Origin of the sequence: Bowdeniella nasicola (assembly GCF_001907295.1) — a bacterium.
Taxonomy (GTDB): Bacteria; Actinomycetota; Actinomycetes; order Actinomycetales; family Actinomycetaceae; genus Bowdeniella; species Bowdeniella nasicola.
On sequence record NZ_MQVR01000018.1, the window covers coordinates 14,037 to 34,460 of the forward strand.

General features: G+C 65.5%; 22 protein-coding genes and 2 tRNA genes. 15 read left to right on the plus strand and 9 right to left on the minus strand.

What is annotated here, in order from left to right; all coding sequences use genetic code 11:
- Positions 1 to 26 precede the first annotated feature (26 nt).
- The 5 genes from BSZ39_RS04490 (at position 27) to BSZ39_RS04510 (ending at position 4,024) form a co-directional block, all read left to right on the plus strand.
- The gene (locus BSZ39_RS04490) at positions 27 to 308 is read left to right on the plus strand and encodes an HU family DNA-binding protein (RefSeq protein WP_073716187.1); all 282 of its coding nucleotides are present in this window, start codon (positions 27 to 29) and stop codon (positions 306 to 308) included.
- 146 nt (positions 309 to 454) lie between these two features.
- Positions 455 to 1,240, plus strand: a complete 786-nt coding sequence (gene nagB, locus BSZ39_RS04495; RefSeq protein WP_073716188.1) for a glucosamine-6-phosphate deaminase — start codon at positions 455 to 457, stop codon at positions 1,238 to 1,240.
- Positions 1,241 to 1,243: 3 nt separating this feature from the next.
- The gene (locus BSZ39_RS04500; protein ID WP_073716189.1) at positions 1,244 to 1,837 is read left to right on the plus strand and encodes a hypothetical protein; all 594 of its coding nucleotides are present in this window, start codon (positions 1,244 to 1,246) and stop codon (positions 1,835 to 1,837) included.
- Between the two features lie 37 nt (positions 1,838 to 1,874).
- Entirely contained in the window at positions 1,875 to 2,219 is a 345-nt protein-coding gene (locus BSZ39_RS04505; RefSeq protein WP_073716190.1) for a DUF3039 domain-containing protein, read from the plus strand.
- Positions 2,177 to 4,024, plus strand: coding sequence for a DEAD/DEAH box helicase (locus BSZ39_RS04510; protein ID WP_073716191.1), 1,848 nt, complete (start codon positions 2,177 to 2,179; stop codon positions 4,022 to 4,024). The genes BSZ39_RS04505 and BSZ39_RS04510 overlap by 43 nt, the downstream gene beginning before the upstream one ends.
- Here the strand turns inward: BSZ39_RS04510 and BSZ39_RS04515 are convergent.
- Entirely contained in the window at positions 4,021 to 5,358 is a 1,338-nt protein-coding gene (locus BSZ39_RS04515; protein WP_073716192.1) for a nicotinate phosphoribosyltransferase, read from the minus strand. The genes BSZ39_RS04510 and BSZ39_RS04515 overlap by 4 nt on opposite strands.
- An 80-nt stretch (positions 5,359 to 5,438) precedes the next feature.
- Here BSZ39_RS04515 and clpS point away from each other — a divergent pair, with 80 nt between their 5' ends.
- Genes clpS through rdgB form a run of 7 tightly spaced genes read left to right on the plus strand, consistent with a single transcriptional unit; the run spans position 5,439 to position 12,055 of the window.
- On the plus strand, positions 5,439 to 5,744 hold the full coding sequence (gene clpS, locus BSZ39_RS04520; protein WP_143180370.1) for an ATP-dependent Clp protease adapter ClpS: 306 nt from the start codon (positions 5,439 to 5,441) through the stop codon (positions 5,742 to 5,744).
- Positions 5,741 to 6,352, plus strand: coding sequence for a DUF2017 family protein (locus tag BSZ39_RS04525; protein ID WP_143180367.1), 612 nt, complete (start codon positions 5,741 to 5,743; stop codon positions 6,350 to 6,352). Before clpS ends, BSZ39_RS04525 begins: the two co-directional genes overlap by 4 nt.
- A 10-nt stretch (positions 6,353 to 6,362) precedes the next feature.
- On the plus strand, positions 6,363 to 7,181 hold the full coding sequence (gene murI, locus BSZ39_RS04530) for a glutamate racemase (protein ID WP_083602942.1): 819 nt from the start codon (positions 6,363 to 6,365) through the stop codon (positions 7,179 to 7,181).
- The gene (locus BSZ39_RS04535) at positions 7,178 to 7,960 is read left to right on the plus strand and encodes an MBL fold metallo-hydrolase (RefSeq protein ID WP_073716195.1); all 783 of its coding nucleotides are present in this window, start codon (positions 7,178 to 7,180) and stop codon (positions 7,958 to 7,960) included. Before murI ends, BSZ39_RS04535 begins: the two co-directional genes overlap by 4 nt.
- 12 nt (positions 7,961 to 7,972) lie before the next feature.
- Positions 7,973 to 10,600, plus strand: coding sequence for a phosphoenolpyruvate carboxylase (locus tag BSZ39_RS04540; protein ID WP_073716196.1), 2,628 nt, complete (start codon positions 7,973 to 7,975; stop codon positions 10,598 to 10,600).
- 9 nt (positions 10,601 to 10,609) lie between these two features.
- Entirely contained in the window at positions 10,610 to 11,344 is a 735-nt protein-coding gene (gene rph, locus BSZ39_RS04545) for a ribonuclease PH (protein ID WP_073716197.1), read from the plus strand.
- Positions 11,345 to 11,383: 39 nt separating this feature from the next.
- The gene (gene rdgB, locus BSZ39_RS04550; protein ID WP_073716205.1) at positions 11,384 to 12,055 is read left to right on the plus strand and encodes an RdgB/HAM1 family non-canonical purine NTP pyrophosphatase; all 672 of its coding nucleotides are present in this window, start codon (positions 11,384 to 11,386) and stop codon (positions 12,053 to 12,055) included.
- Here the strand turns inward: rdgB and BSZ39_RS04555 are convergent.
- From BSZ39_RS04555 to BSZ39_RS04570, 4 genes are all read right to left on the minus strand, one after another.
- On the minus strand, positions 12,008 to 12,436 hold the full coding sequence (locus BSZ39_RS04555; protein WP_083602943.1) for a DUF3054 domain-containing protein: 429 nt from the start codon (positions 12,434 to 12,436) through the stop codon (positions 12,008 to 12,010). The genes rdgB and BSZ39_RS04555 overlap by 48 nt on opposite strands.
- A 9-nt stretch (positions 12,437 to 12,445) precedes the next feature.
- Positions 12,446 to 12,988, minus strand: a complete 543-nt coding sequence (locus BSZ39_RS04560) for a DUF4916 domain-containing protein (RefSeq protein WP_073716198.1) — start codon at positions 12,986 to 12,988, stop codon at positions 12,446 to 12,448.
- An 18-nt stretch (positions 12,989 to 13,006) separates the two neighbouring features.
- A tRNA-Leu gene (locus BSZ39_RS04565) sits at positions 13,007 to 13,091 on the minus strand.
- A gap of 57 nt (positions 13,092 to 13,148) precedes the next feature.
- Complete coding sequence (locus BSZ39_RS04570) at positions 13,149 to 13,631, minus strand: peroxiredoxin (RefSeq protein ID WP_073716199.1); 483 nt, start codon at positions 13,629 to 13,631, stop codon at positions 13,149 to 13,151.
- Between the two features lie 87 nt (positions 13,632 to 13,718).
- Between BSZ39_RS04570 and BSZ39_RS04575 the strand changes: the two genes are divergently transcribed.
- A complete protein-coding gene (locus tag BSZ39_RS04575; protein WP_222842861.1) occupies positions 13,719 to 14,456 on the plus strand; it encodes a YggS family pyridoxal phosphate-dependent enzyme in 738 nt (245 codons plus the stop codon).
- A gap of 83 nt (positions 14,457 to 14,539) precedes the next feature.
- Positions 14,540 to 15,835 (plus strand): NAD(P)/FAD-dependent oxidoreductase, encoded by a 1,296-nt coding sequence (locus tag BSZ39_RS04580; protein WP_073716200.1) that lies wholly within the window; start codon positions 14,540 to 14,542, stop codon positions 15,833 to 15,835.
- Here the strand turns inward: BSZ39_RS04580 and BSZ39_RS04585 are convergent.
- The 3 genes from BSZ39_RS04585 to BSZ39_RS04595 form a co-directional block, all read right to left on the minus strand.
- Positions 15,832 to 16,374, minus strand: a complete 543-nt coding sequence (locus tag BSZ39_RS04585; RefSeq protein ID WP_083602945.1) for an OmpA family protein — start codon at positions 16,372 to 16,374, stop codon at positions 15,832 to 15,834. The two genes, BSZ39_RS04580 and BSZ39_RS04585, sit on opposite strands and share 4 nt — an antisense overlap.
- Positions 16,371 to 16,973: a hypothetical protein gene (locus BSZ39_RS04590; protein ID WP_143180368.1), complete on the minus strand. Its 603-nt coding sequence runs from the start codon at positions 16,971 to 16,973 to the stop codon at positions 16,371 to 16,373. Before BSZ39_RS04590 ends, BSZ39_RS04585 begins: the two co-directional genes overlap by 4 nt.
- 228 nt (positions 16,974 to 17,201) lie before the next feature.
- Positions 17,202 to 17,274 (minus strand) — tRNA-Lys (locus BSZ39_RS04595).
- Positions 17,275 to 17,393: 119 nt separating this feature from the next.
- Between BSZ39_RS04595 and BSZ39_RS04600 the strand changes: the two genes are divergently transcribed.
- Positions 17,394 to 18,017, plus strand: coding sequence for a hypothetical protein (locus BSZ39_RS04600; RefSeq protein ID WP_073716202.1), 624 nt, complete (start codon positions 17,394 to 17,396; stop codon positions 18,015 to 18,017).
- Here the strand turns inward: BSZ39_RS04600 and BSZ39_RS04605 are convergent.
- On the minus strand, positions 18,014 to 20,311 hold the full coding sequence (locus BSZ39_RS04605) for a DEAD/DEAH box helicase (RefSeq protein WP_073716203.1): 2,298 nt from the start codon (positions 20,309 to 20,311) through the stop codon (positions 18,014 to 18,016). The genes BSZ39_RS04600 and BSZ39_RS04605 overlap by 4 nt on opposite strands.
- Between the last annotated feature and the right edge of the window lie 113 nt (positions 20,312 to 20,424).

A 20,424-nucleotide genomic window follows, 5' to 3' on the forward strand; every position in this document is an offset into this window, starting at 1 on the left:
TCGAAACCGCACACGAGAGGGATGTTATGTCCGTCAACCGTACTGAGCTTGTTGCTGAGATCGCCGAGCGCGCCGGCCTGTCCAAGGCCCAGGCGAACGCTGCCCTGTCCGCTTTCCAGGATGTCCTGATCGACTCCGTCTCCAAGGGTGAGGCCGTCAAGATCACCGGCCTGCTGACCGTCGAGCGCGTGGATCGCCCCGCCCGCTCGGGCCGCAACCCGCAGACCAAGGAGCCCATCGAGATCCCTGCTGGCTACCGCGTGAAGCTCACCGCCGGCTCGGCACTGAAGAAGGCTGTCGCTAAGTAACTCCTTCGCGTTTTCCAGGGAGGCTCGATGTCATATCGAGCCTCCCTGGCGGCGTTTTACGGGCGATTCGCGGCCCATGGTCCCGGCGGAGCGCACCATTAAAGGCCTACGATAGATCTGGTTCGTTCCCCCATGGAAGGTAAGTCATGCGAGTCATCATCCAGCCCGACGGCGATACCATTGCCGCTCTTGTCGCCGAGTCGATTGTCGACCTGGTTAACGAAAAGCCGAACGCCGTGCTCGGTTTCGCGACCGGCTCCTCGCCGCTCGGCATCTACCGGGAACTCATCAAGGCCTACCGTGAAGGACGCGTGAGCTTTAAGGACGCGTGGGGCTTCCAGCTCGACGAATATGTCGGCCTTCCCGCCGACCACCCGGAGCTGTACCGCAACGTCATCAACCGCGACATCGAATCGCAGGTCGACTTCGCCGAGGGCCGCGTGCACGCGCCGAACGGTAACAGCGAGGACCTGCAAAGCGCAGGCGACGAATACGATGCGATGATCGCCGACGCCGGTGGCGTCGACTTCCAGATCCTTGGCATCGGAACCGATGGCCACATCGCGTTCAACGAGCCCGGCTCCTCCTTCACCCAGGGCACCCACGTCGAGACCCTCACCCCGCAGACCCGCGAGGATAACGCTCGCTTCTTCGGCGGCGATATCTCGCGCGTTCCCACGCACTGCCTCACGCAGGGCCTCGGCACGATCATGGAGGCTCGCAAGGTCGCGCTCGTCGCCACGGGCGAAGGCAAGGCCGAAGCGATCGCCGAGCTCATCGAAGGCCCGGTGTCTGCTCGCTGGCCCGCGACCATCCTGCAGCATCACCCCGATGCGACGGTCCTCATCGATGAGGCGGCGGCGTCGAAGCTCGAAATGCAGGACTTCTACCGCTTCGCGTGGGAGAACCGGCTTCCCTGGCAAACGGTCTAAGACATGAATACCGCAGGCCGCATCCTGATCGCGATCTTTGCGGGGGCCGCGATCGCGGCAGGACTTGCATGGGCGCAAAGCACTGCCAGCGCTCCCAAGGTGCCGAGTGAGAACCTCTCCCGGGGATTCAACATGGTCGACGAACGCGGGGATCGGGTCTTTATCGGGGAAAGTGCCCCCGGTTTGAACCGAGTTGCTGATGTTGCGGAGCAGATCGCCGGAGAACGCGAAGACGTGTTCGCCGGCCTGTCCCTTACCTCTGATCGCACGATGGTCGAGGTATACGCGACCGACCGGGCTGAGCACGCAATCGGTGAGCTCCGCGCCGCGCTCGGAGCGGACTTCGACACGTTCGTGCGGATCGTGCCGGTGCGACACTCGCTCGATGAGCTGCTCACCGCGATGGCGGAGTTCGACCAATTTGGCGCCGATGAACTCGTCGCCGCCGGTCCCGATATTCATCACAACGGGCTGCGTATCGGCGTCCCGACGGACGAACCGAGCGCCGCAATTTCGGCCACGATTGAGCAGCTTTTCGAGCGCGGAATCTCCGTGCGCGTCGATACGGGCGTCGAACTGCAGCACACCGCCACCTAAGTTGGGGGTGTCGGTCCCCATGCTTATAGTGGATGCCATGCAGACCTTTTCCTCGCTTCCGCCGCATCAGGACCCGAGTGCCCCCACGGGGCCGGGCGGGCCTGAAGGGGCGTCTGAAACGGCGCTGCTCGAGCGCGAGGAGCTGCGCACCGATGACGGCGACGCCGATCGTTTCGCCCACTATGTGCGCAAGGACAAGGTGACCGCTGCTGCCGTCTCAGGCAAGCCCGTGGTCGCGCTATGTGGCAAGGTCTGGGTGCCTGGACGTGATCCGTCGAAGTATCCCGTGTGCCCCAAGTGCAAGGAGATCCACGCGGAGTTGACCAAGTCCGGTCCGCGATGGCCGTTTGGCCGGGGCCGCGGCTCCGGGTCGGATTCGTGAGGCGCACAGAGTCCCGCCCCGATCCGAACGCCGCCTCCCTTTTCGCTGCCGAACATCTGCCGCCTGCCTATCCGGCACGCGCGGCGTGGGGGACTGCGGCCAGTTTGCGGGCGTGGCAGGTCGCGGCACTCGACAAATACCTGGCAAGCCTCCCGCGAGATTTCCTCGCGGTCGCTACCCCTGGAGCGGGCAAGACGACGTTCGCGCTGCGCGTCGCCACCGAGTTGTTGACTGCCGGGCGAGTCCGGCGCGTCATCGTCGTGTGCCCAACGGAGCACCTCAAAACCCAGTGGGCCGACGCCGCCGCGCGCGTCGGCATCAGCCTGGACCCGGCGTTCGCGAACGCGCAAGGAGCGCTCGGCCTGCAATTCGATGGCCTGGCCGTCACCTACGCGCAGGTCGCGTCCCGCCCCGCGCTACACCGTGCGCTCGCGGCCGAGCGATCCAGCCTCGTCATCCTCGACGAGATTCACCATGGCGGCGACTCGCTGTCCTGGGGCGATGGTATCCGCGAGGCCTACCAGCAGGCCTCTCACCGGCTCTCTCTTACGGGTACGCCGTTCCGCTCCGATACCTCCCCGATACCGTTCGTCGCATACGAGCGCGGCCGCGATGGCATCCGGCGCTCGGCCGCGGACTACTCCTATGGCTATGGCGACGCGCTGCGCGATGGCGTCGTGCGGCCCGTCATCTTCCTGTCCTATCGCGGCACGATGCGCTGGCGCACCCGCAGCGGCGTCGACATGGAAACCGACCTCGCCGACGAGTCGACGAAGGACGTGACAGCCCAGGCCCTGCGCACGGCGCTCGACCCGCGCGGCCAATGGATTCCCGCCGTGTTGCAGGCCGCCGACCAGCGCCTCAGCGAGGTCCGTCGGACCGTTCCGGATGCCGGTGGCCTCGTCATCGCGACCGACCACGCCGCCGCCCGCGCCTACGCCGAACGGCTTCACCACATCACCGGCACGTACCCGACCGTCGTGCTGTCCGATGACAGTGGAGCGAGTAAGAAGATCGAAGACTTTTCCGATTCTGATGAGCGCTGGATGGTCGCCGTGCGCATGGTCTCCGAAGGCGTCGACGTCCCGCGCCTAGCCGTCGGCGTCTACGCCACGACCACCTCGACGCCACTGTTCTTCGCCCAGGCGGTCGGTCGATTCGTGCGCGCCCGCCGCCGCGGGGAGACCGCCTCGGTATTCCTCCCATCCGTCCCGCACCTGCTGGCGCTTGCGGGCTCGATGGAAGAAGAGCGCGATCACGCGCTTGACCGGGCCCCGTCGGAGGATACGGACATCGACTTCGTCGAGGAGCAGGCGTTCATCAACGCCGCGAACGCGACCGAAAAGGCGAGCGATGATCTGTTCAGCCAGTTTGAGGCACTCGGGGCGGATGCGACGTTCGACCGCGTGCTGTTCGACGGCGGTGAATTCGGTACGAATGCCGCGGTGGGATCGATCGAGGAGCAGGAGTACTTAGGGCTTCCCGGCCTGCTCGAACCCGATCAGGTTCGCGACCTGTTGCGGGCACGGCAGAGCGAACAGCTCAAGACCCAAAAGGCCAATCGCGAGGCCGAAAAGCTCCGTGCCGAAAACTCCGGGATCGACGATCACCGTAAGCGCGCGGCGGCCCGCAAGGAACTTTCCAGCCTCGTGGCGGCCTGGTCACGGCGCAGCGGCAAACCGCATGGCGTCATCCACACCGAGTTGCGCTCGCTGTGCGGCGGCCCCGAGGTCGCCCGCGCCACGACGGCACAGATTCAGGCGCGCATCGAGCGCCTGCGAAAGTGGTTCGTCGGCCGGTCTTAGAGCTCTTCCATGACGGTCGGGATCGCGACCTCACCCTCGGACAGGCGCCACGCCTGGTAGGGGAGTTCGGCTCGAGAAGCCTCGTGACGCTCACGCGCCGCCTCGAGCGACCCATCGCCGCGATGCTCCTCGTTGATCTCGCCGTTCGTGACGAGCGGTACCTGCAGCGGACGCGCGCCGCGGGAGGCGAAGTACCTCAGCGCGGCGTCCTCATCATTGGTCGCGACGACGAGCTCGACGGCGGCGTGGCCCTCGGCGACGACCCGGCCCGCGAATTTACGTCCGCCGATGCTCGTCTTTGAACTCGACTTTTTGGCCACCGGCGCCCACTGGCCATCGTCGCCCTGGCGCGCGACGAGCTTGTAGACGAGTTCGGCGGTCGGGTGCCCGGAGCCGGTGACGACCTTGGTACCGACCCCATAGGAGTCCACCGGGGCCGCGCCGAGCGCGGCGATCGCGTACTCATCGAGGTCCGAGGTGACGGTGATCTTCGTGTCGTGCGCTCCGAGGTCATCGAGCTGCTGGCGCACAGTGAAGGCCTGCGCGATGAGGTCGCCGGAATCGAGACGGACCGCCCCTAGTTTGCCGCCGACGCGTCGGGCGGCAGCGACGGCACGCTCGACGCCGCGGGGCGTGTCATACGTGTCAACGAGGAGAGTCGTTCCCGTCCCGAGCCGGGCGATCTGGGCGTCGAAGGCTTCGTCCTCGGAGTCGTAGAGCAGGGTGAAGGAGTGAGCTGCGGTGCCGATCGTGTGGATGCCATAGGAGCGGCCTGCCTCCAGGATCGAGGAGCCGGCAAACCCCGCGACGACGGCGGCCCGGGCGGCGGCGACCGCGCCTTCTTCGTGGGTGCGGCGCGCTCCCATTTCCAGGCAGGGCCGGCCGTGGGCGGCGCTCGTCATACGGGAGGCCGCCGACGCAACCGCGCAGTCGTGGTTGAGAATCGACAGCAGGACGGTCTCGAGGACGACGCCCTCGGCGAACGGGGCGGTGACGGTCAGCAGGGGAGAGCCCGGGAAGTAGCATTCGCCTTCGGCATAGCCGGTGATATCGCCGCTGAAGCGGTAGGAGGCGAGATAGTCGATCGTCTCGTCGCTCAGCGTGTCGAGGGAGCGTAGGTAGGTGAGTTCATCGTCGCTGAAGCGGAAGGCCTCGACGGCATCGAGCACGCGGGCGATTCCCGCGACGACGCCGTATCTGCGAGCCGCGGGCAGGCGCCGACCGAAGAGTTCGAAGACGGCCGGGCGCATCGCGTGCCCCGACGCGAGCGCCGCGTCGATCATGGTCAGTTCGTACATGTCCGTCAGTAAGGCGGTACTGCTCCGTAGGCTCATGCCCTTAAGGCTACCCGGCGGGCTCGGATTGCAGGCGATAAGGGCTCGCCGCCGAAGGTAGCGGTGTCACAATGGCGGTGATGTTCAGCCCACTTGCTTCTGCCAGCTCGGTCCCGCTTGCCGAGCAGTTGAGCCATGCCGACGTCGATGTTGCACGGCCCTGGCAGGTGACCGTGTGGGATGATCCGGTAAACCTCACCAGCTATGTCACCTACGTGTTCCAGCGCCATTTCGGCTACAGCCGCACGCGCGCGGAGGAACTCATGTGGCAGGTCCATCGCGAAGGACGTGCGATCGTCGCGGCCGGAGATCGTGAGCTCATGGCGCGGCATTGCGAAGCGATGCATATCTACGGGCTGTGGGCGACGATCGGGCAGGCGCCGTGAGGGGTTTTAGCCGCGCGGCCCAGGGCTATATTTCGGTGCCCGACGTCTCCGCCCGACTCATGGTCGCCAAGGCCGTAGAAGACCTCGGCGATATCCTTGGCCGACCGCTGGAGGGCGTGCCCGATAAGAACTCGGACGACGAGGTGCTCGCCGCGCTCGATTTCGACGTCGCCGACACGAAGGAAGAGGCCGGCGATGATCCCGCGCTCGACCGGTTGCTGCCGGCGATGAGCATGGACGAAGACGCCGCCGAAGAGTTGCGGCTCGATTCGGAGCGCCGCATCCGCAATGCGAAGGCCCGTCACCTGCGCGACCTGCACGCGATCTTGCTGTCGGAAGATGAACGGGTCCTCGTACCCTATGGCAGTGAGCCGGAGGTGCTCGCGGCCCTCACCGATGTCCGGCTTTTAATTGCCGAACGGCTCGACATATCTGAGCCAGAAGACATCGAAGCGCTGCGTGAGGTGTATCTCGCGCGCGACGAGGACTATGTAACAGAGAGCCCGCGAGCCCGCCAAACCATGGTGCTTTTGGAAGTCTACTCGTTTTTGACCTGGTGGCAGGATTCACTACTGCTAGCTATGGGCGAGGGCGAGATCGGGTCGTAGGCTCACCTGTATGAGCGCTGCACCCATCGGCATGTTCGACTCAGGCGTCGGAGGCCTGACGGTAGCGCGCGCCGTCATTGACCAACTTCCGGGTGAATCCATCCACTATGTCGGGGATACCGCGCACTGCCCGTATGGCCCACGCCCGATCGCCGAGGTGCGCTCCCTCGCGCTCGACATCATGGACGACCTCGTTGACGACGGCGTCAAAGCGCTCGTGATCGCCTGTAACTCCGCCTCCTCTGCCGCCTCCTTCGATGCGCGCGAGCGCTACACCCGTGGCAAGGGCATCCCGATCATCGAGGTCATCCACCCCGCCGTGCGCCGCGCGATGGCGGCTTCCCGCTCGGGCCGGATCGGCGTCATCGGAACCGAAGCGACGATCACGTCAGGCTCCTACCAAGATGCCTTCTCCGTCGCCCCATCGGCGCAGGTGACGACGAGCATCTGCCCGCGATTCGTCGAATTCGTCGAAGCCGGCATCACGACGGGCGATGAACTGCTCGGTATCGCGCAGGAGTACCTCGCGCCGATCCAGGAAGCGAACGTCGACACGCTCGTGCTCGGCTGCACCCACTATCCACTGTTGACGGGCGTCATCTCCTACGTCATGGGCGATGACGTCACCCTCGTGTCCTCGGCGGAAGAAACCGCGAAGGGCGTCTACCGGATCCTCACCTCCCAGGGTCTGCTCGCGCCCGCCGGATCCACCCCACGCCACCAGTTCCGCGCCACCGGAGACGGCGGCGCCTTCGCCTCGCTCGCCCAACGCTTCTTAGGGCCCGAGGTGCTCGAAGTGCAGGACGCCTGGACGAAAGGCCATTCATGAAGGTGACCGTCGTCGGCTGTTCAGGTTCCATGTCGGGGCCGTGCTCGGCCTCCAGCTGCTACCTCGTGCAAGCCCCCGATGAGTCGGGCCGCATCTGGTCAATGACTCTCGATATGGGCTCCGGGGCCCTCGGCGCGCTGTGGCGCCACTGCTCCCCGGCGGACCTCGACGGCATCATCTTGTCTCACATGCACGCCGATCACGTCGTCGACATGATCGGGATGCACGTCTTCCGGCGCTGGCACCCGGACGGCCCGCTCGGCCCCATTCCGGTCCTCGCGCCGACGGATGCCGTGGACCGCGTTCGCGGTGTCGGCGGCGACGCGCCAGAAGAGGATTACTCCGGCGAGTTCCGCTTCGTCGACCACGACCCGGCAATCACCCGCGAGATGGGCCCCTTCCGCGTCGAATCGTTCCCCGTGCTGCACCCGGTGCCGACGTACGCCGTGCGGATCACCGGGCCCTCCAGCCTCGGCGACGGCGAGGTGACCCTGTGCTATTCGGGCGACACCGACTACTGCGATGGCGTCATCGACGCCGCACGTGGCGTCGACCTCTTCTTGTGTGAAGCGGCCTTCCGGGAAGGCGTCGACACCGTGCGCGGCATCCACCTCACGGGCCGCCGCGCGGGCCAGGTCGCCGAGGCGGCCGCCCCGAAGAGCCTCGTGCTGACCCATATTCAGCCGTGGACCGACCCCCACGATGTGCTGGGAGAATCGCTCGACGTCTGGCAGGGTCCCACGGCCATCGCGCAAACCGGAGCGGTCTTCACAATTTAGTAGCCTGGTCGCATGCCGATCACTCGCGACCGCGCCCGCTTTAATCTTCCCGACGATCTTCGCTCCGATGTTCGCCTGCTCGCAGACGCGCTCGGACAGGCCCTGACGCGATACGACGGCGCCGGCCTGCTTGAGGATGTCGAACGCCTGCGCGAAGCCGTGATCGCCGCCGTCGATGATCCCGAGTCCTCACTCGGTACGGCCGAGGACATCGTCGCCGAATTCTCCGATGAGCGCGCGATCGCGGTGGCCCGAGCCTTCGGCGTGTACTTCCACCTCGTGAACCTGGCCGAGGAGGCTTACCGTGTGCGGATTTTGCGCTCGCGCGATGATCCGCAAGTCGAGGCCGACTCGCCCGAAGGCCACTCGCTCGCCCGCGCCTATTCGCATGCCCGCGACGAGGTTGGCGAGGAGCGCGCCATCGAGCTGCTCGCGCAGATGCGGTTCCACCCGGTGCTCACCGCGCACCCGACCGAGGCCCGTCGCCGCGCGATCACGGCCCCGATCCGGGCGCTCGGCTCACTCATCAATGAACGGCACTCACCGTCGACGTCCGCGCGGCGCCGCCTCGAGATCGACCGCGACATCGACGCCCACGTCGAGACGCTGTGGCTCACCGCCCAGCTGCGCCCGACGAAACCGACCCCGCTCGACGAGGTGCGCACGGCCCTCGCGGCCGCCCGCACGACGATCTATCCGGTGGTCACCACGAGCCTGCAGCGTTTTGCCACCTCCCTTGCCAGCTGGGGCATCGATGTGCCCGAGCTGCGGCCATTCGTGCGCATCGGCAGCTGGATCGGTGGCGACCGCGACGGTAACCCGTTCGTCACCGCGACCACGACCCGGCAGGCCGCGGCCCTCGCGCACGAAGCGGCCATGGAACTCCTCGCCGCCGACGCCCAGGCGGTCGGCGCCGCGCTAACCCACGACGGTCGGTACGCTCCCGCGAGCGCCGAGTTGTCGGCGCTGTTGGCTGACGTCAAGCAGCGCGATGAGGACGCCTTCGAGCGCATCGCTCGCGACGCGCCCGGCGAGCCCCACCGCCAGGCGGTCCTCATGATCGCCGAGCGGTTCCGGGCGACCGCGGCCCGGCACGCCGACCTCAGCTACGACTCGCCCAGCGACGCGCTGTCGGACCTCACCATCGTCATGGAGTCGCTGCGCGCCTCGAAAGCGACCTGCGCCGCGAGCGGAGCCCTACAGGACCTCGCGTGGCACGTGGAGGCGATCGGCTTCCACTTCGTCGAACTCGAAACGCGGCAACACTCCGAGGTTCATCGCCAGGCGCTGCAGGTCCTCGCGGGGGAGCGCGACGACTCTGCCGTTGCCGCCGACGAAGTCCTCGCGGTCTTCTCGGCAATCGCCTCGATCCAGCGCCGCTACGGCATGCGCGCCGCCGGACGCTATATCGTCTCCTTTACCCAAAGCTCGGACGATATCGCGAACGTCTACCGGCTCGCCGAGATTGCGGCCGACGGGGGAGCGCCAGCGAAGCTTGACGTCATTCCGCTGTTTGAAACGTTCGAGGACCTCACGAACGCGCCCCGCATCCTCGCCGAAATGATCGAGCTGCCACAGGTCGCCGAACGCTTGGCGAGCAACGGCCGCCAACTCGAGGTCATGCTCGGCTACTCCGACTCCGCGAAAGACGTCGGCCCGGTCGCCGCGACGCTCGCCCTGTATGAAGCGCAAACCGCGATTGCCACGTGGGCGAAGGACCACGACGTCACGCTCACGCTGTTCCACGGCCGCGGCGGAGCGCTCGGCCGAGGCGGCGGACCGGCGCATCGCGCGATCCTCGCGCAGCCCCCGCATTCGGTCGACACCCGCTTCAAGGTGACCGAACAGGGCGAGGTCATCCAGGCGCGCTACGGCATTACCGAGATCGCGACCCGCCACGTCGACCAGGTCGCCGCCGCGACCCTGCTGTCGGCGCTGCCGTCGCACACGGACCACCTCACGGCGGCCCAAGAACGCTACGCTGATCTCGCGTCGACCCTCGATGAAGCCTCGCGCACCGCATTCAACGACCTCATCCATACCGACGGTTTCCCGCAGTGGTTCGCCACCGTGACCCCGCAAGAAGAGGTCGGCTGGCTGGCGCTCGGTTCCCGACCGGCCAAGCGCGGCCTGTCGGTGACCTCGCTCGCCGATCTGCGCGCGATCCCGTGGGTGTTCGCCTGGACCCAGTCGCGGATCAACCTCACCGGTTGGTACGGCCTCGGCTCGGCGCTCGTGGCCGTCGGCGATCCCGCCGTGCTGCGCGATGCGTATGAGAATTGGCCGCTGTTTGCCACCCTCATCGATAACGCCGAGATGTCCCTTGCCAAGGCCGATCCGCGCATCGCGACGAAGTATCTCGAACTCGGCGGCGACGACTCACTTGCGGAGCGCGTCATGGCCGAATACGAACTCACGAAACGCTGGGTGCTTGACATCCTGCAGCGCGACACCCTGCTCGCGGGCCACCGTATTCTCGGGCAGGCCGTGCGGATGCGTAACCCGTATGTCGACGCGCTCTCGCTTCTGCAGCTGCGCGCCCTGCGCGCGGTACGCTCCAGCGAGGATAGCGATATGGACCGCCGGCTGCTCAAGATCACGATCAAAGGTGTCGCGGCAGGGTTACAAAACACGGGATAACCTGAAGCCATGGCTTTTTCCCGTAGCGATTCTCGTGCCGTTGATGAACTCCGACCCATCCGCTTTACGCGCGGCTGGCAAGAATTTGCCGAAGGCTCGGTGCTCGTCGAATTCGGTAACACCCGCGTGTTGTGCGCAGCGTCTTTCACCCCGGGAGTGCCCCGGTGGAAGACGGGGTCGGGCTCCGGCTGGGTCACTGCCGAATACGCGATGCTGCCGCGCGCGACGACGACGCGTAACCAGCGCGAGTCGATCCGCGGCAAGATCGGTGGCCGCACCCACGAGATTTCGCGCCTCATCGGACGCTCGCTGCGCGCCGTTGTGAACCTCGAAGCGCTCGGCGAGAACAGCATCACGCTCGACTGTGATGTCCTGCAAGCCGACGGCGGCACCCGCACCGCCGCGATCACCGGAGCCTATGTTGCGCTTGCTGACGCGATTAGCTGGGGCAAGGAAAACGGTCACATCCGCTCCGACGTCCGCGTCCTGCTCGACTCCGTCTCGGCCGTCTCCGTCGGCATCATCGACGGCACCCCCTGCCTCGACCTGCCCTATGTCGAGGACGTGCGCGCCGATACCGATATGAACGTCGTCGTGACCGGCAACGGCAACTTCGTCGAAGTGCAGGGCACAGCTGAAGGCGCTACGTTTGATCGCAAGGAATTGAACACCCTGCTCGACCTCGCCGTGAAGGGCACGAGCGAGCTCGCGAAGCTGCAGGCGCAGGCGCTACAGGAGGACTAGACCATGACGAGCCCCACCGATGGCATCCCCGGCGGCCAGATGGCTCAAGCTCCCGGCGCCGATGTCGCCTCCGCGATGGTGCCCGATGGGGCCCGCGTCATCCTCGCGACCCAAAACCGGAAAAAAGTCGAGGAGCTGCGCACGATCCTGTCAGAGGCCATTGCCGACCTCGGGGAGGACTCGCTGATCTGCGCCGCCGATATCGAGCTCGAAGAGCCCTTTGAAGACGGCGATACCTTTGCGGAAAACGCGCTGCTGAAGGCGCGCGTCGTCTCGCGCGCGACGGGGCTGATCGCCGTTGCGGACGATTCCGGGCTCGTCGTTGATCTCATGGGTGGCGCGCCCGGAATCTTCTCCGCGCGCTGGTCCGGAAAGCACGGCGATGACAAGGCCAATAACGACCTTCTCCTCGCTCAGCTCGAGGGCTTCAAGGAACATGACCGGGGCGCGAAATTCGTGTGCGCCGCAGCGCTCGTCTCCCCGCTGGGGGAGGAATACGTCGAGTACGGCGAGCTGCCGGGAACGCTGCTGATGTCGCCGGTGGGCGATGGCGGATTCGGCTATGACCCGATCTTCCAGCCCAATGGCCATGTGCGCTCGCTCGCCCAGCTGACGCCGGAAGAAAAGAACGCGATGAGCCATCGCGGCCAGGCGTTTAGGGCACTAGTCCCGCGGATTAGCGCCGCGCTTGCGCAGCAGAGTGTAAATTAGCCGCCACCCAAGCATCGTCGCAAGCAAGAATCCGGCCGACACGGCCATAAACGCGACGGCGTTGGTCTGACCCATAAAGAGTCGGCCGAACATGCCGACGGCCCACGTCCCGAGCCAGACGGATAACCCCGCCTTGAGCACGGACGTGGGGTCGAAGTACCGGACGATCAGCAGATGCGTTAAGTAGGCCCCGGCCAAGAACGGTACCGCCGTATTGAAAACCTCGCCGAAGCTAAGCCCCTCGGAGTGGGACCAGCGGCCAATGAGCGCGAGCGCGAACACCGCGACAGTGTCGGCCGCGAGCGCGATGAGCTGGCGAGGATCGGAAGAAGCCCCCAGCGGCGAGGGGCCCTCATTGGGGCGAGATTCGGCGGATTCCATACCTCGAGCTTAGCGACACGTCGCCGCGAGCTGCGCCAGGATCTCGCCGTGTCCCGACGCGAGTTCATCGGCAAGCGCGGGGGAGCGGACGTCGTCGATGTCGAACCAGTCAAAGCCGAGGCAATCGCCTTCGATCTGCACGTCCCCGGCGATCGGCACGACATAGACCAGAGCCACCGCGTGCTGGCGCGGGTCATAGGACAGCGACGGGTCGGATGAGTCGAGCGTGTGTGGGACGTACTGGCGCACCGTAAACGGCACGGGCGAATAGGGGATCCGCGGCAGCGCGAGCGGGCCGAGGTCCTTTTCGATATTGCGCTTCAGAGCTTCGCGCAGCGGCTCGAGGTACATGACGCGGCCGGAGACGATCGCGCGTTCGATGCGTTCGGAGCGGGGTGCGCCAAGCAGGAGGCCGACATGCGTGATGGTGCCGTCATCGTCGGTGCGCACCGGGATCGCTTCGACGTAGACGAGGGGAACCGATGCGCGGATAAGCTCGAGCCGGTCGGGCGGGAGCCAGGGGCCGTGATCTGAGGAAGCCAAGTCAGCCATGTACTGATTGTGCCTGCTTGGTGCGCGAGGCGGGACTTGAACCCGCACGTCCGAAGACACTGGAACCTAAATCCAGCGCGTATACCAATTTCGCCACTCGCGCGTTGCCCGGCGAATCCGAGCGCTTTTACTGTAATCGAGAACGCAAGGTTGAGGGAAACTAGCCCTGCGTGATCCCCAACAACTTTTCAATACGGGCGACGTGCCCCGTCGCCTTGACGTTGTACAGGGCGTGGGCGACGGTACCGTCCGGGGAGATAATGATCGTGGAACGGATGACGCCCTTGACGACCTTGCCGTAGTTCTTTTTCTCGCCATAAGCGCCGTACGCCTCGAGCGTGGTCTTATCCGGATCGGAGGCGAGGGGGAAGCCTAGGCTCTCCGTTTCGGCGAAGGCTTCGAGCTTGTCGACCGGGTCGGGCGAGATCCCGACGAGGCGGTAACCGGCCGACTTCAGCGCGGCATAGGAGTCCTGGAAGTCGCAGGCCTGCGTCGTGCAGCCCGGGGTCGCGGCGCGCGGGTAGAAATACACGATGACACCGGCTTCGGCCTGCTCCAGGAGACCGTCGAGACTGACGGTTCCCGAAACCGTCGGAAGCACAAATTCCGGGGCGATATCGCCGGGCTCAAGTCGCTGGCTCATCGACTGCCTTTCCCTATCCGTCAGGTTCTGCCCTCGAAACTATCACTAGTGATGAGTTCGGACGAAAGCGTGACATATGGTGGGGGCGTGAACCCGGAGAGTATCTGCAAGGCTTACCACGAAGTGCGTGAGACGATCGCGCGTGCGGCGAGGCAAAACGGCAGAGATCCCGGCGAAATCGAGCTCATGCTCGCCATCAAGACGCAGCAGCATGACGATGTGCGAGCGGCGCTTGACTGTGGCGCGAGCCTCCTTGGCCATAACCGCGTCCAAGAGCTCGTCGCGACCGGCGAAGACCTCGCCGCTCACGGTTTAACTCCCGAACTCCACCTCATCGGGCCGCTGCAGCGCAACAAGGTCAACCACACGCTGCGCTGGGCGACGGGAATCCAAACGCTCGACCGCGTCGAGATCATCGAACGGATCTCCGATGCATTGGAGCGGCTCGCAGGCGAATCCCAGATCGCGAAGCGGGGCCGGAATGCGCTCGACGTCATGATCCAGGTGAACACCACGGGCGAGGAGTCCAAGTCGGGGTGTAAGCCTTCCGAGGCTGTAGAACTCGCGGCGCTCGTCGGCTCCCGCGAAAACCTCCGCCTCGTCGGCCTCATGACGATCGGACCGAATACGAAGGACTCTGCCGAGATCCGCGCCGCCTACCGGCGCATGCGCGAGCTCGCCGCCGAGATCCGGGAAAGCGGCGCTGACGGCACCTCACAGTGCATGCAACTATCGATGGGAATGACCAACGACATTGCCGAGGCGATCGCCGAAGGCGCAACGATGGTGCGCGTCGGCCGGGCCGTCTTCGGCGAGCGGTTCTGACCCGCGCGATTCTTGTGTCAAGATAGGCCGTACTTATTGTGTGGGCCATCTCATGATGGAGTGAGTGTGAAGGTGAGGTCGCTGTGGTCGCTATTGCCCCGGGATCGAAAGTCATCGTCGTTGGTGCAGGACTCGTCGGACTGAGTACAGCGTTTTATCTGCGCCAGGCGGGCTTCGAGGTCACGGTCGTTGAGCGTGATCAGATTGGTTCGGGAGCATCGCGCGGCAACGCCGGCGAAATCACTCCACTGACGGCCGTTCCGCTCGCCGGACCGGGGATGATCAGCGAGGTCTTCAAGGGCCTCGTCACGCGCTCTGGCCCGCTGACGCTCTCGCCGCTGCGGGCCGCGCGCCTCATGACCTTCGGGTTTGGGTTCATGCGCTCGTCGCTGCCCGCTCGCACGACGCTGGGCGTCGGCGCGATGGTGCAACTCGGTGCGGGCGCCATCGCCGCGTTTGACGAACTGGAAGCGGCCGGCGCTGAGGTCACCGGCGGTGGCCACGGCTTTTTGTACACGGCCGAAAATGGCGAGAACGTGAAAGCGTTCCATAAGCTCCTGACCGAACGCAGCGCGAGTGGCGTCAGCGATGCGCCCGGGCGGCTGCTGACCGGGGAGGAACTGTTCGCGACCGAGCCGATCCTCGACCCGTCGTGTTCGGCAGGTTTTGTCGACTATGGCGCGAAGTGGATTGATCCGTCGCTCTTCGTTGAAAGCCTCGGACGCGTCATCTGTGATGCAGGTGTTGAGGTCATCGAAGGAGCCCGCGTCACCGGCTTGCATGCCGGGCGCCACCCCTCGGTCGACTATCTGCACAAGGGCAAACGCATCAACGTCAAGGCCGACCATGTCGTGCTCGCCGCGGGAGCGTGGTCCGGCGAGCTTCTCAAACCCTATGGCGTCCACCTGGGGGTCGTGCCGGGCAAGGGGTACTCGTTCACCGTGGAAGCTGACCAGCTGCCGAAACACCTCATCCACTTATCCGATGCGCGCACGGTGCTCGTTCCCATCTCGGGCAAGCTGCGAGTCGTTGGGGCTATGGAGATCGACGGCACCTACGAGGCCTTCCACGCCGATCGGATCGAGATGATTAAGCGCGTCACCGCACCGCTCGTCACGGGTATCCATTGGAATGACACGAGCGATGAATGGGTTGGGCCGCGGCCGATGACGGCCGATGGGCTCCCGATCATTGGGCAGCACCGCAAGCTGCCGGGAATGACGCTCGCGACCGGGCACAACATGCACGGGCTGAGCCTTGGCCCCGTGACCGGCAAGGTCGTCGCGGGCCTGTTGACCGGTGAGGATATTGCCATCGCCGGCCGGGACGTGGAGGTTGAGAAGTTCTCCCCGTCCCGGCTGGCGCGGCTGTTGTCTTAGTCCTTCGCGCCGGCGAACGTCACGCGGACTTCCACGCGACGGTTCAGGGCACGAATCTGCTCGAGCTCTTCGCCCTTGGCGTCCTTTTCGTCCGCGATCGGCGCGGACGGCCCCTTACCGGAGGGGGTGATGGACGCATCGGGCAGGGACTCGGTGAGAACCGCGGCGACGCTCGCCGCGCGATCCTCGGACAGCTTCTGATTATCGACGGCGCCCTTAACGGAGTCCGTGTGGCCGACCACGGTGATCGACTCGATGTCACGGTCCTTCCACTGCGCGATCGACGCCGCCAGGATCTCGCGGGCCCGGTCAGTCAGCTCCGCGGAATCCTTCGCGAAGTTGACGTCTGCCGCGAGCCGGAGCTCGCTCGTCTTTTCGGACTCGGCCGAAACAGCGGTACGGTCGATCTCCTCGATGACCGGAACGATGGACTCGACCGGCGCGATGATGTCGAATACCTGGGGCTCATCCGGTGCCATCGGAATGACGGTGGCGCAGGCGAAGCTGAGGGCTAGACCGGTGGTGAGAAAAAACCTCATTTGCCACGCACAACCGGAACGTCATCGATAACACCGGCATTGGGGATCGAGACCGAGACGGTGTCAACCCCTTCCGGCACCGGCGCGACGCTCGTGTACAGGTCGACCTGCGAGCCGGCGCGCAGCCACTGCTGGTAGATGTCGGAGCACAGGCAGTGCTTCGACGTATCAAATGCTGCGCGGTGGATCTTCTTGTTCTTGTTGTCGATGAGGTGGAAGTCGCGCGTGGTGAACACCAGCTTGGAGTTGGTCTCTTCGGTGCCGGGGATCGACTGATCCTTTGCTTGGATGACGTCGCCGAGGTTCACGTCCTTGTCGCTCGTGTTCTTCAGGCGGACGGTGATCGTGGCGAGGGTGCCGGTGTCACGCACTGCGAACAATTCGAGGTCGACATCCGCTGGATCGCCGGGGAGCTGACGCGTCGCCACGGGCTTGGCGTCTCCCGTATCAGGCTTAGCCTCCTCGGAGGGAGATTCGGAAGCATCCGGAGCCTTCGACGCGGAGTCGCTCGATTCGGTAGCCTCGGACGCGGCTGACGTCGGGGTGTCGGACGGGCCATTGTTAGACGTGCACGCGCCCAGGGCGAGTGCGGCGGACAAGAACACTGTGATAGGCAGAGTTTTCGTCTCACGGGCTTTACGGTGACACAGCTTATGGCCTACCGCAAGAAAAATAGGCCTATAACCGAAAACGGATTTTTCGGCACAATGGCTGCAAAAAACCCGGATTAAAGGATGCGGGCCAGAAAGCGTATGGCAAGCTGGAGGACATGCGTAGCCTGGGCGTGGGTAGCAAAAAACCCTCGACCGAAGTCGAGGGTTTGAAAGTGCGCCAACAGGGACTCGAACCCCGAACCCGCTGATTAAGAGTCAGCTGCTCTGCCAGTTGAGCTATTGGCGCGGTGTCTTTCGACTTGAGAAACATTACCGCGCAGATTTGATTCCTGCCAACTCGGAAATGGGCTTTTTTCCGCGGTTGTGCGGAAGCTCACCTATGCTGGCGCTATGGAGGAGTCGAGTGTGCGCCAGCCAACGCTCACCGCGATCGTTGCGGCATCAGCCATCGCGGCGGCACTTTTTGCGCTCCTGCGATTGAGTTTGCCGTGGATCGCGTCGGTGGCGCACCGCGGAGACGTGGCAAGCTACGTCGCCGGGCAGGGTGGCGAAGCGCTCCCGGCTATGACGGCCTTCGCGACAGCGACGCTGGTCTTCTCGCTCCCCGGCGTCCTTGCATTCTGGTTGTGGTGGGCGGCTAATCGTGCGCGTCGCGCCCCGTGGTGGCGCTTCGTGCCGCACGCGATCATGCTCGCGGTGCTGGCGCCCGTGGTGTGGGCGAGTATCCACTCGATTCGGCGCCTGCTCGCTGAAGGTGGAGTGCTCCAGGTGCCCGACTATCTCACGGGCTGGTTTACCTCGATCACGGCGTCTTCGATCGGCGTCGGCGATGCGCGCGTCGTCAGTTCTGCGATGGCCGGCGCCATCCTCGCGGGCTGGGTGTTTTTGGGCGTGGCGATCCTCATCGGGGCGTTTGTTACCGATGGTGAGGAGCGCTCCGACCGACTGTTGTCCCCGGCCATGGCCGTTGCCGTCACGGTCCTTGCGTTGGCCGTGGCGTTGACAAGTGGCTGGGTGATCTTGGCTTAGGAGCCGACCTGGGCGACCCTGCCGTCACGAAATACGGGCCGGGAGGCGGCATCGGACGCGGCGATATCGACCAGGACCCGCAACGACCAGCCGCGCTCGTCCTCGGGGTCCTGCAGCACCTGAACGACGGCAAGGATGGGCCCGGAATCGGCTTCGTCGCCGGTGAACCCGAGGCTCATGAGGTCGGCGTCGTCGGGATCCGGCGCGAACGTGAGGTACGAGGCCGAGCGTGCCTGCGGGCCGGTGCCGATCCAGGCGTATTCGACGAAGTACGGGTCGATCGCGTCGGCCCAGTCATCGGCGCTGAGCGAGCCGTGGGTGAACATGTCGGCGAGCCGGTCGTAGTGCTCACGGTCGAGTAGTTGGAGCATCTGCATGAGTTCGCCGCGGATCGCGGCGCGGAAGGCGTGCGGGTTCGCGCTGTAGGCGACGTTGCCGTCCGCGTCGGCTCCGAAGGCGCGCTCTGCGCCATTGGTCGCGTCCGGATCGGTGGCGAGCGCATGCTCCGGGTCGTTCAGTGATTCCCATTCGTCGAGCAGTGAGGAGTCGACGGCGCGGATGAGGGCCGCGAGCCAGGCGATGACCTCCGTCATCGCCTCGGTGCGCGCGGCTTCGGGAAGGACCTGGCGTAGGGAGCGGTAGACATCGGTGAGATAGCGCAGGATGACGCCCTCGCTGCGGGCGACGTCGTAGCGAGAGACGAGGTCGGAAAACGTCATCGCGTTTTCGATCATCTCGCGCACGATCGATTTCGGTTGCAGCTCGCGCCCGAGCACCCACGGGTTGGTTTTCGCATAGATCGCGAGCGCGGGCTCCAGCAGGTCTCGCAGCGGCTCGGGCCACGTGATGTCCTCGAGGGCTGCCATGCGTTCGTCGTAGTCGAGGCCTTCGGCCTTCATCGCCGCGATGGCCTCGCCGCGCACGGCATTGCGCTGGGCGTACAGCAGCGGCATCGGGCCTTCCGAGATCGCTTCGACGACGGAGACGATGTCGAGCGTGAACGTTTCGCTGTCGGGGTCGAGCAGTTCGATCGCAGCGAGCGCGAAGGGGGAGAGCGGCTGGTTGAGTGCGAAGTCTTCCGGCAGGTCGGCAACGAGCCGCAGCCGGGGTTTGCCGTCGGCCTTCGCCTGGGCGCTCGAGACGTGTTCGACGACGCCGGCTTGGCGCAGCGAGCGGATGACGTGGACCGCTTCGCGCAGCAGGTGGTTCGATTCGCCGACCTGCTCGTGGGTGCCCGTCAGCAGCTCGTACAGGTGGCGCACGGGATCGCCCGGGCGCGCGAGGACGGACAGCACGAGGGAGTGGGTGACCTCGAAGTGGCTCGTGAGCGGCTCCGGGCTCGCGGCGACGAGTCGCTCGAAGGTGGACTCGGTCCAGTTCACGACTCCGACGGGCGCCTTCTTGCGCGTGATCTTCTTCGTCTTCTTCGGATCGCCTTCGGCCTTCTTTAGCGCGGCGGCGTTCTCGATGACGTGCGGGGGCGCCTGCACGACGGTATCGCCCATCGTGTCGAAGCCGGCGCGGCCCGCGCGGCCCGCGATCTGATGGAATTCTCGCGCGGTCAGGTGGCGTTCGCGCTGGCCGTCGAATTTAGTGAGCTTCGTGAACACGACGGTGCGGATGGGCACGTTGATACCGACGCCGAGGGTGTCGGTGCCACACACGACGGCGAGCAGCCCGGCCTGGGCGAGGCGCTCGACGAGGCGTCGGTAGCGCGGCAGCATGCCGGCGTGGTGGATACCGATGCCCTTGCGCACGAGCTTGGACAGTGTCTGGCCGAATCCTTTGCCGAACCGGAAGTCTCCCAGGGCCGCGGCGATCTCGGCTTGGCGCTCCTTAGAGATAAGCGACACCGACAGCAGGGCGCTCGCCCGTTCGACCGCGTCGCGCTGGGCAAAGTGCACGACGTAGACCGGGGCGCGGTGGGTGGAGACGAGTTCGTCGAGCAACTCGTGGATGGGTTCGATCGAGTAGCTGAAGCTCAACGGCACGGGGCGCGCCGCGCTCGTGACCGTGATGACCTCGCGGCCGGTGCGGTCGGTCAGGTCGCGTTCGAAGAATGCGGTATCGCCGAGCGTGGCGCTCATGAGGATGAACTGGGCGTGGGGGAGCTCAAGGAGCGGCACCTGCCAGGCCCAGCCGCGCTGCGGATCGGCATAGAAATGGAATTCATCCATGACGACGCTGTGGACGTCGAGTTCCTCGCCCTCGCGCAGCGCCTGCATCGCGAGGATCTCCGCGGTGCAGCAGATGATCGGGGCCGCGGGGTTCACGGCGGCGTCGCCGGTAATCATTCCGACGTTAGCGGAGCCGGCGGATTCAACTGGTCGTCGCAACACCTTTAGGTGAGAAAGGTGTTCAAGGATGGCGACCAAGGACTGGAGCGTGAAGATCAGCGAGGTCCCGG

What these genes read in the sequence shown, in the direction of transcription:
- BSZ39_RS04490 (WP_073716187.1), top strand. Translation starts at nt 27, where the DNA reads ATGTCCGTCAACCGTACTGAGCTTGTTGCTGAGATCGCCGAGCGCGCC.
- nagB (WP_073716188.1), top strand. Translation starts at nt 455, where the DNA reads ATGCGAGTCATCATCCAGCCCGACGGCGATACCATTGCCGCTCTTGTC.
- BSZ39_RS04500 (WP_073716189.1), top strand. Translation starts at nt 1,244, where the DNA reads ATGAATACCGCAGGCCGCATCCTGATCGCGATCTTTGCGGGGGCCGCG.
- BSZ39_RS04505 (WP_073716190.1), top strand. Translation starts at nt 1,875, where the DNA reads ATGCAGACCTTTTCCTCGCTTCCGCCGCATCAGGACCCGAGTGCCCCC.
- BSZ39_RS04510 (WP_073716191.1), top strand. Translation starts at nt 2,177, where the DNA reads ATGGCCGTTTGGCCGGGGCCGCGGCTCCGGGTCGGATTCGTGAGGCGC.
- BSZ39_RS04515 (WP_073716192.1), bottom strand. Translation starts at nt 5,358, where the DNA reads ATGAGCCTACGGAGCAGTACCGCCTTACTGACGGACATGTACGAACTG.
- clpS (WP_143180370.1), top strand. Translation starts at nt 5,439, where the DNA reads ATGTTCAGCCCACTTGCTTCTGCCAGCTCGGTCCCGCTTGCCGAGCAG.
- murI (WP_083602942.1), top strand. Translation starts at nt 6,363, where the DNA reads ATGAGCGCTGCACCCATCGGCATGTTCGACTCAGGCGTCGGAGGCCTG.
- BSZ39_RS04535 (WP_073716195.1), top strand. Translation starts at nt 7,178, where the DNA reads ATGAAGGTGACCGTCGTCGGCTGTTCAGGTTCCATGTCGGGGCCGTGC.
- BSZ39_RS04540 (WP_073716196.1), top strand. Translation starts at nt 7,973, where the DNA reads ATGCCGATCACTCGCGACCGCGCCCGCTTTAATCTTCCCGACGATCTT.
- rph (WP_073716197.1), top strand. Translation starts at nt 10,610, where the DNA reads ATGGCTTTTTCCCGTAGCGATTCTCGTGCCGTTGATGAACTCCGACCC.
- rdgB (WP_073716205.1), top strand. Translation starts at nt 11,384, where the DNA reads ATGGCTCAAGCTCCCGGCGCCGATGTCGCCTCCGCGATGGTGCCCGAT.
- BSZ39_RS04555 (WP_083602943.1), bottom strand. Translation starts at nt 12,436, where the DNA reads ATGGAATCCGCCGAATCTCGCCCCAATGAGGGCCCCTCGCCGCTGGGG.
- BSZ39_RS04560 (WP_073716198.1), bottom strand. Translation starts at nt 12,988, where the DNA reads ATGGCTGACTTGGCTTCCTCAGATCACGGCCCCTGGCTCCCGCCCGAC.
- BSZ39_RS04570 (WP_073716199.1), bottom strand. Translation starts at nt 13,631, where the DNA reads ATGAGCCAGCGACTTGAGCCCGGCGATATCGCCCCGGAATTTGTGCTT.
- BSZ39_RS04585 (WP_083602945.1), bottom strand. Translation starts at nt 16,374, where the DNA reads ATGAGGTTTTTTCTCACCACCGGTCTAGCCCTCAGCTTCGCCTGCGCC.
- BSZ39_RS04605 (WP_073716203.1), bottom strand. Translation starts at nt 20,311, where the DNA reads ATGATTACCGGCGACGCCGCCGTGAACCCCGCGGCCCCGATCATCTGC.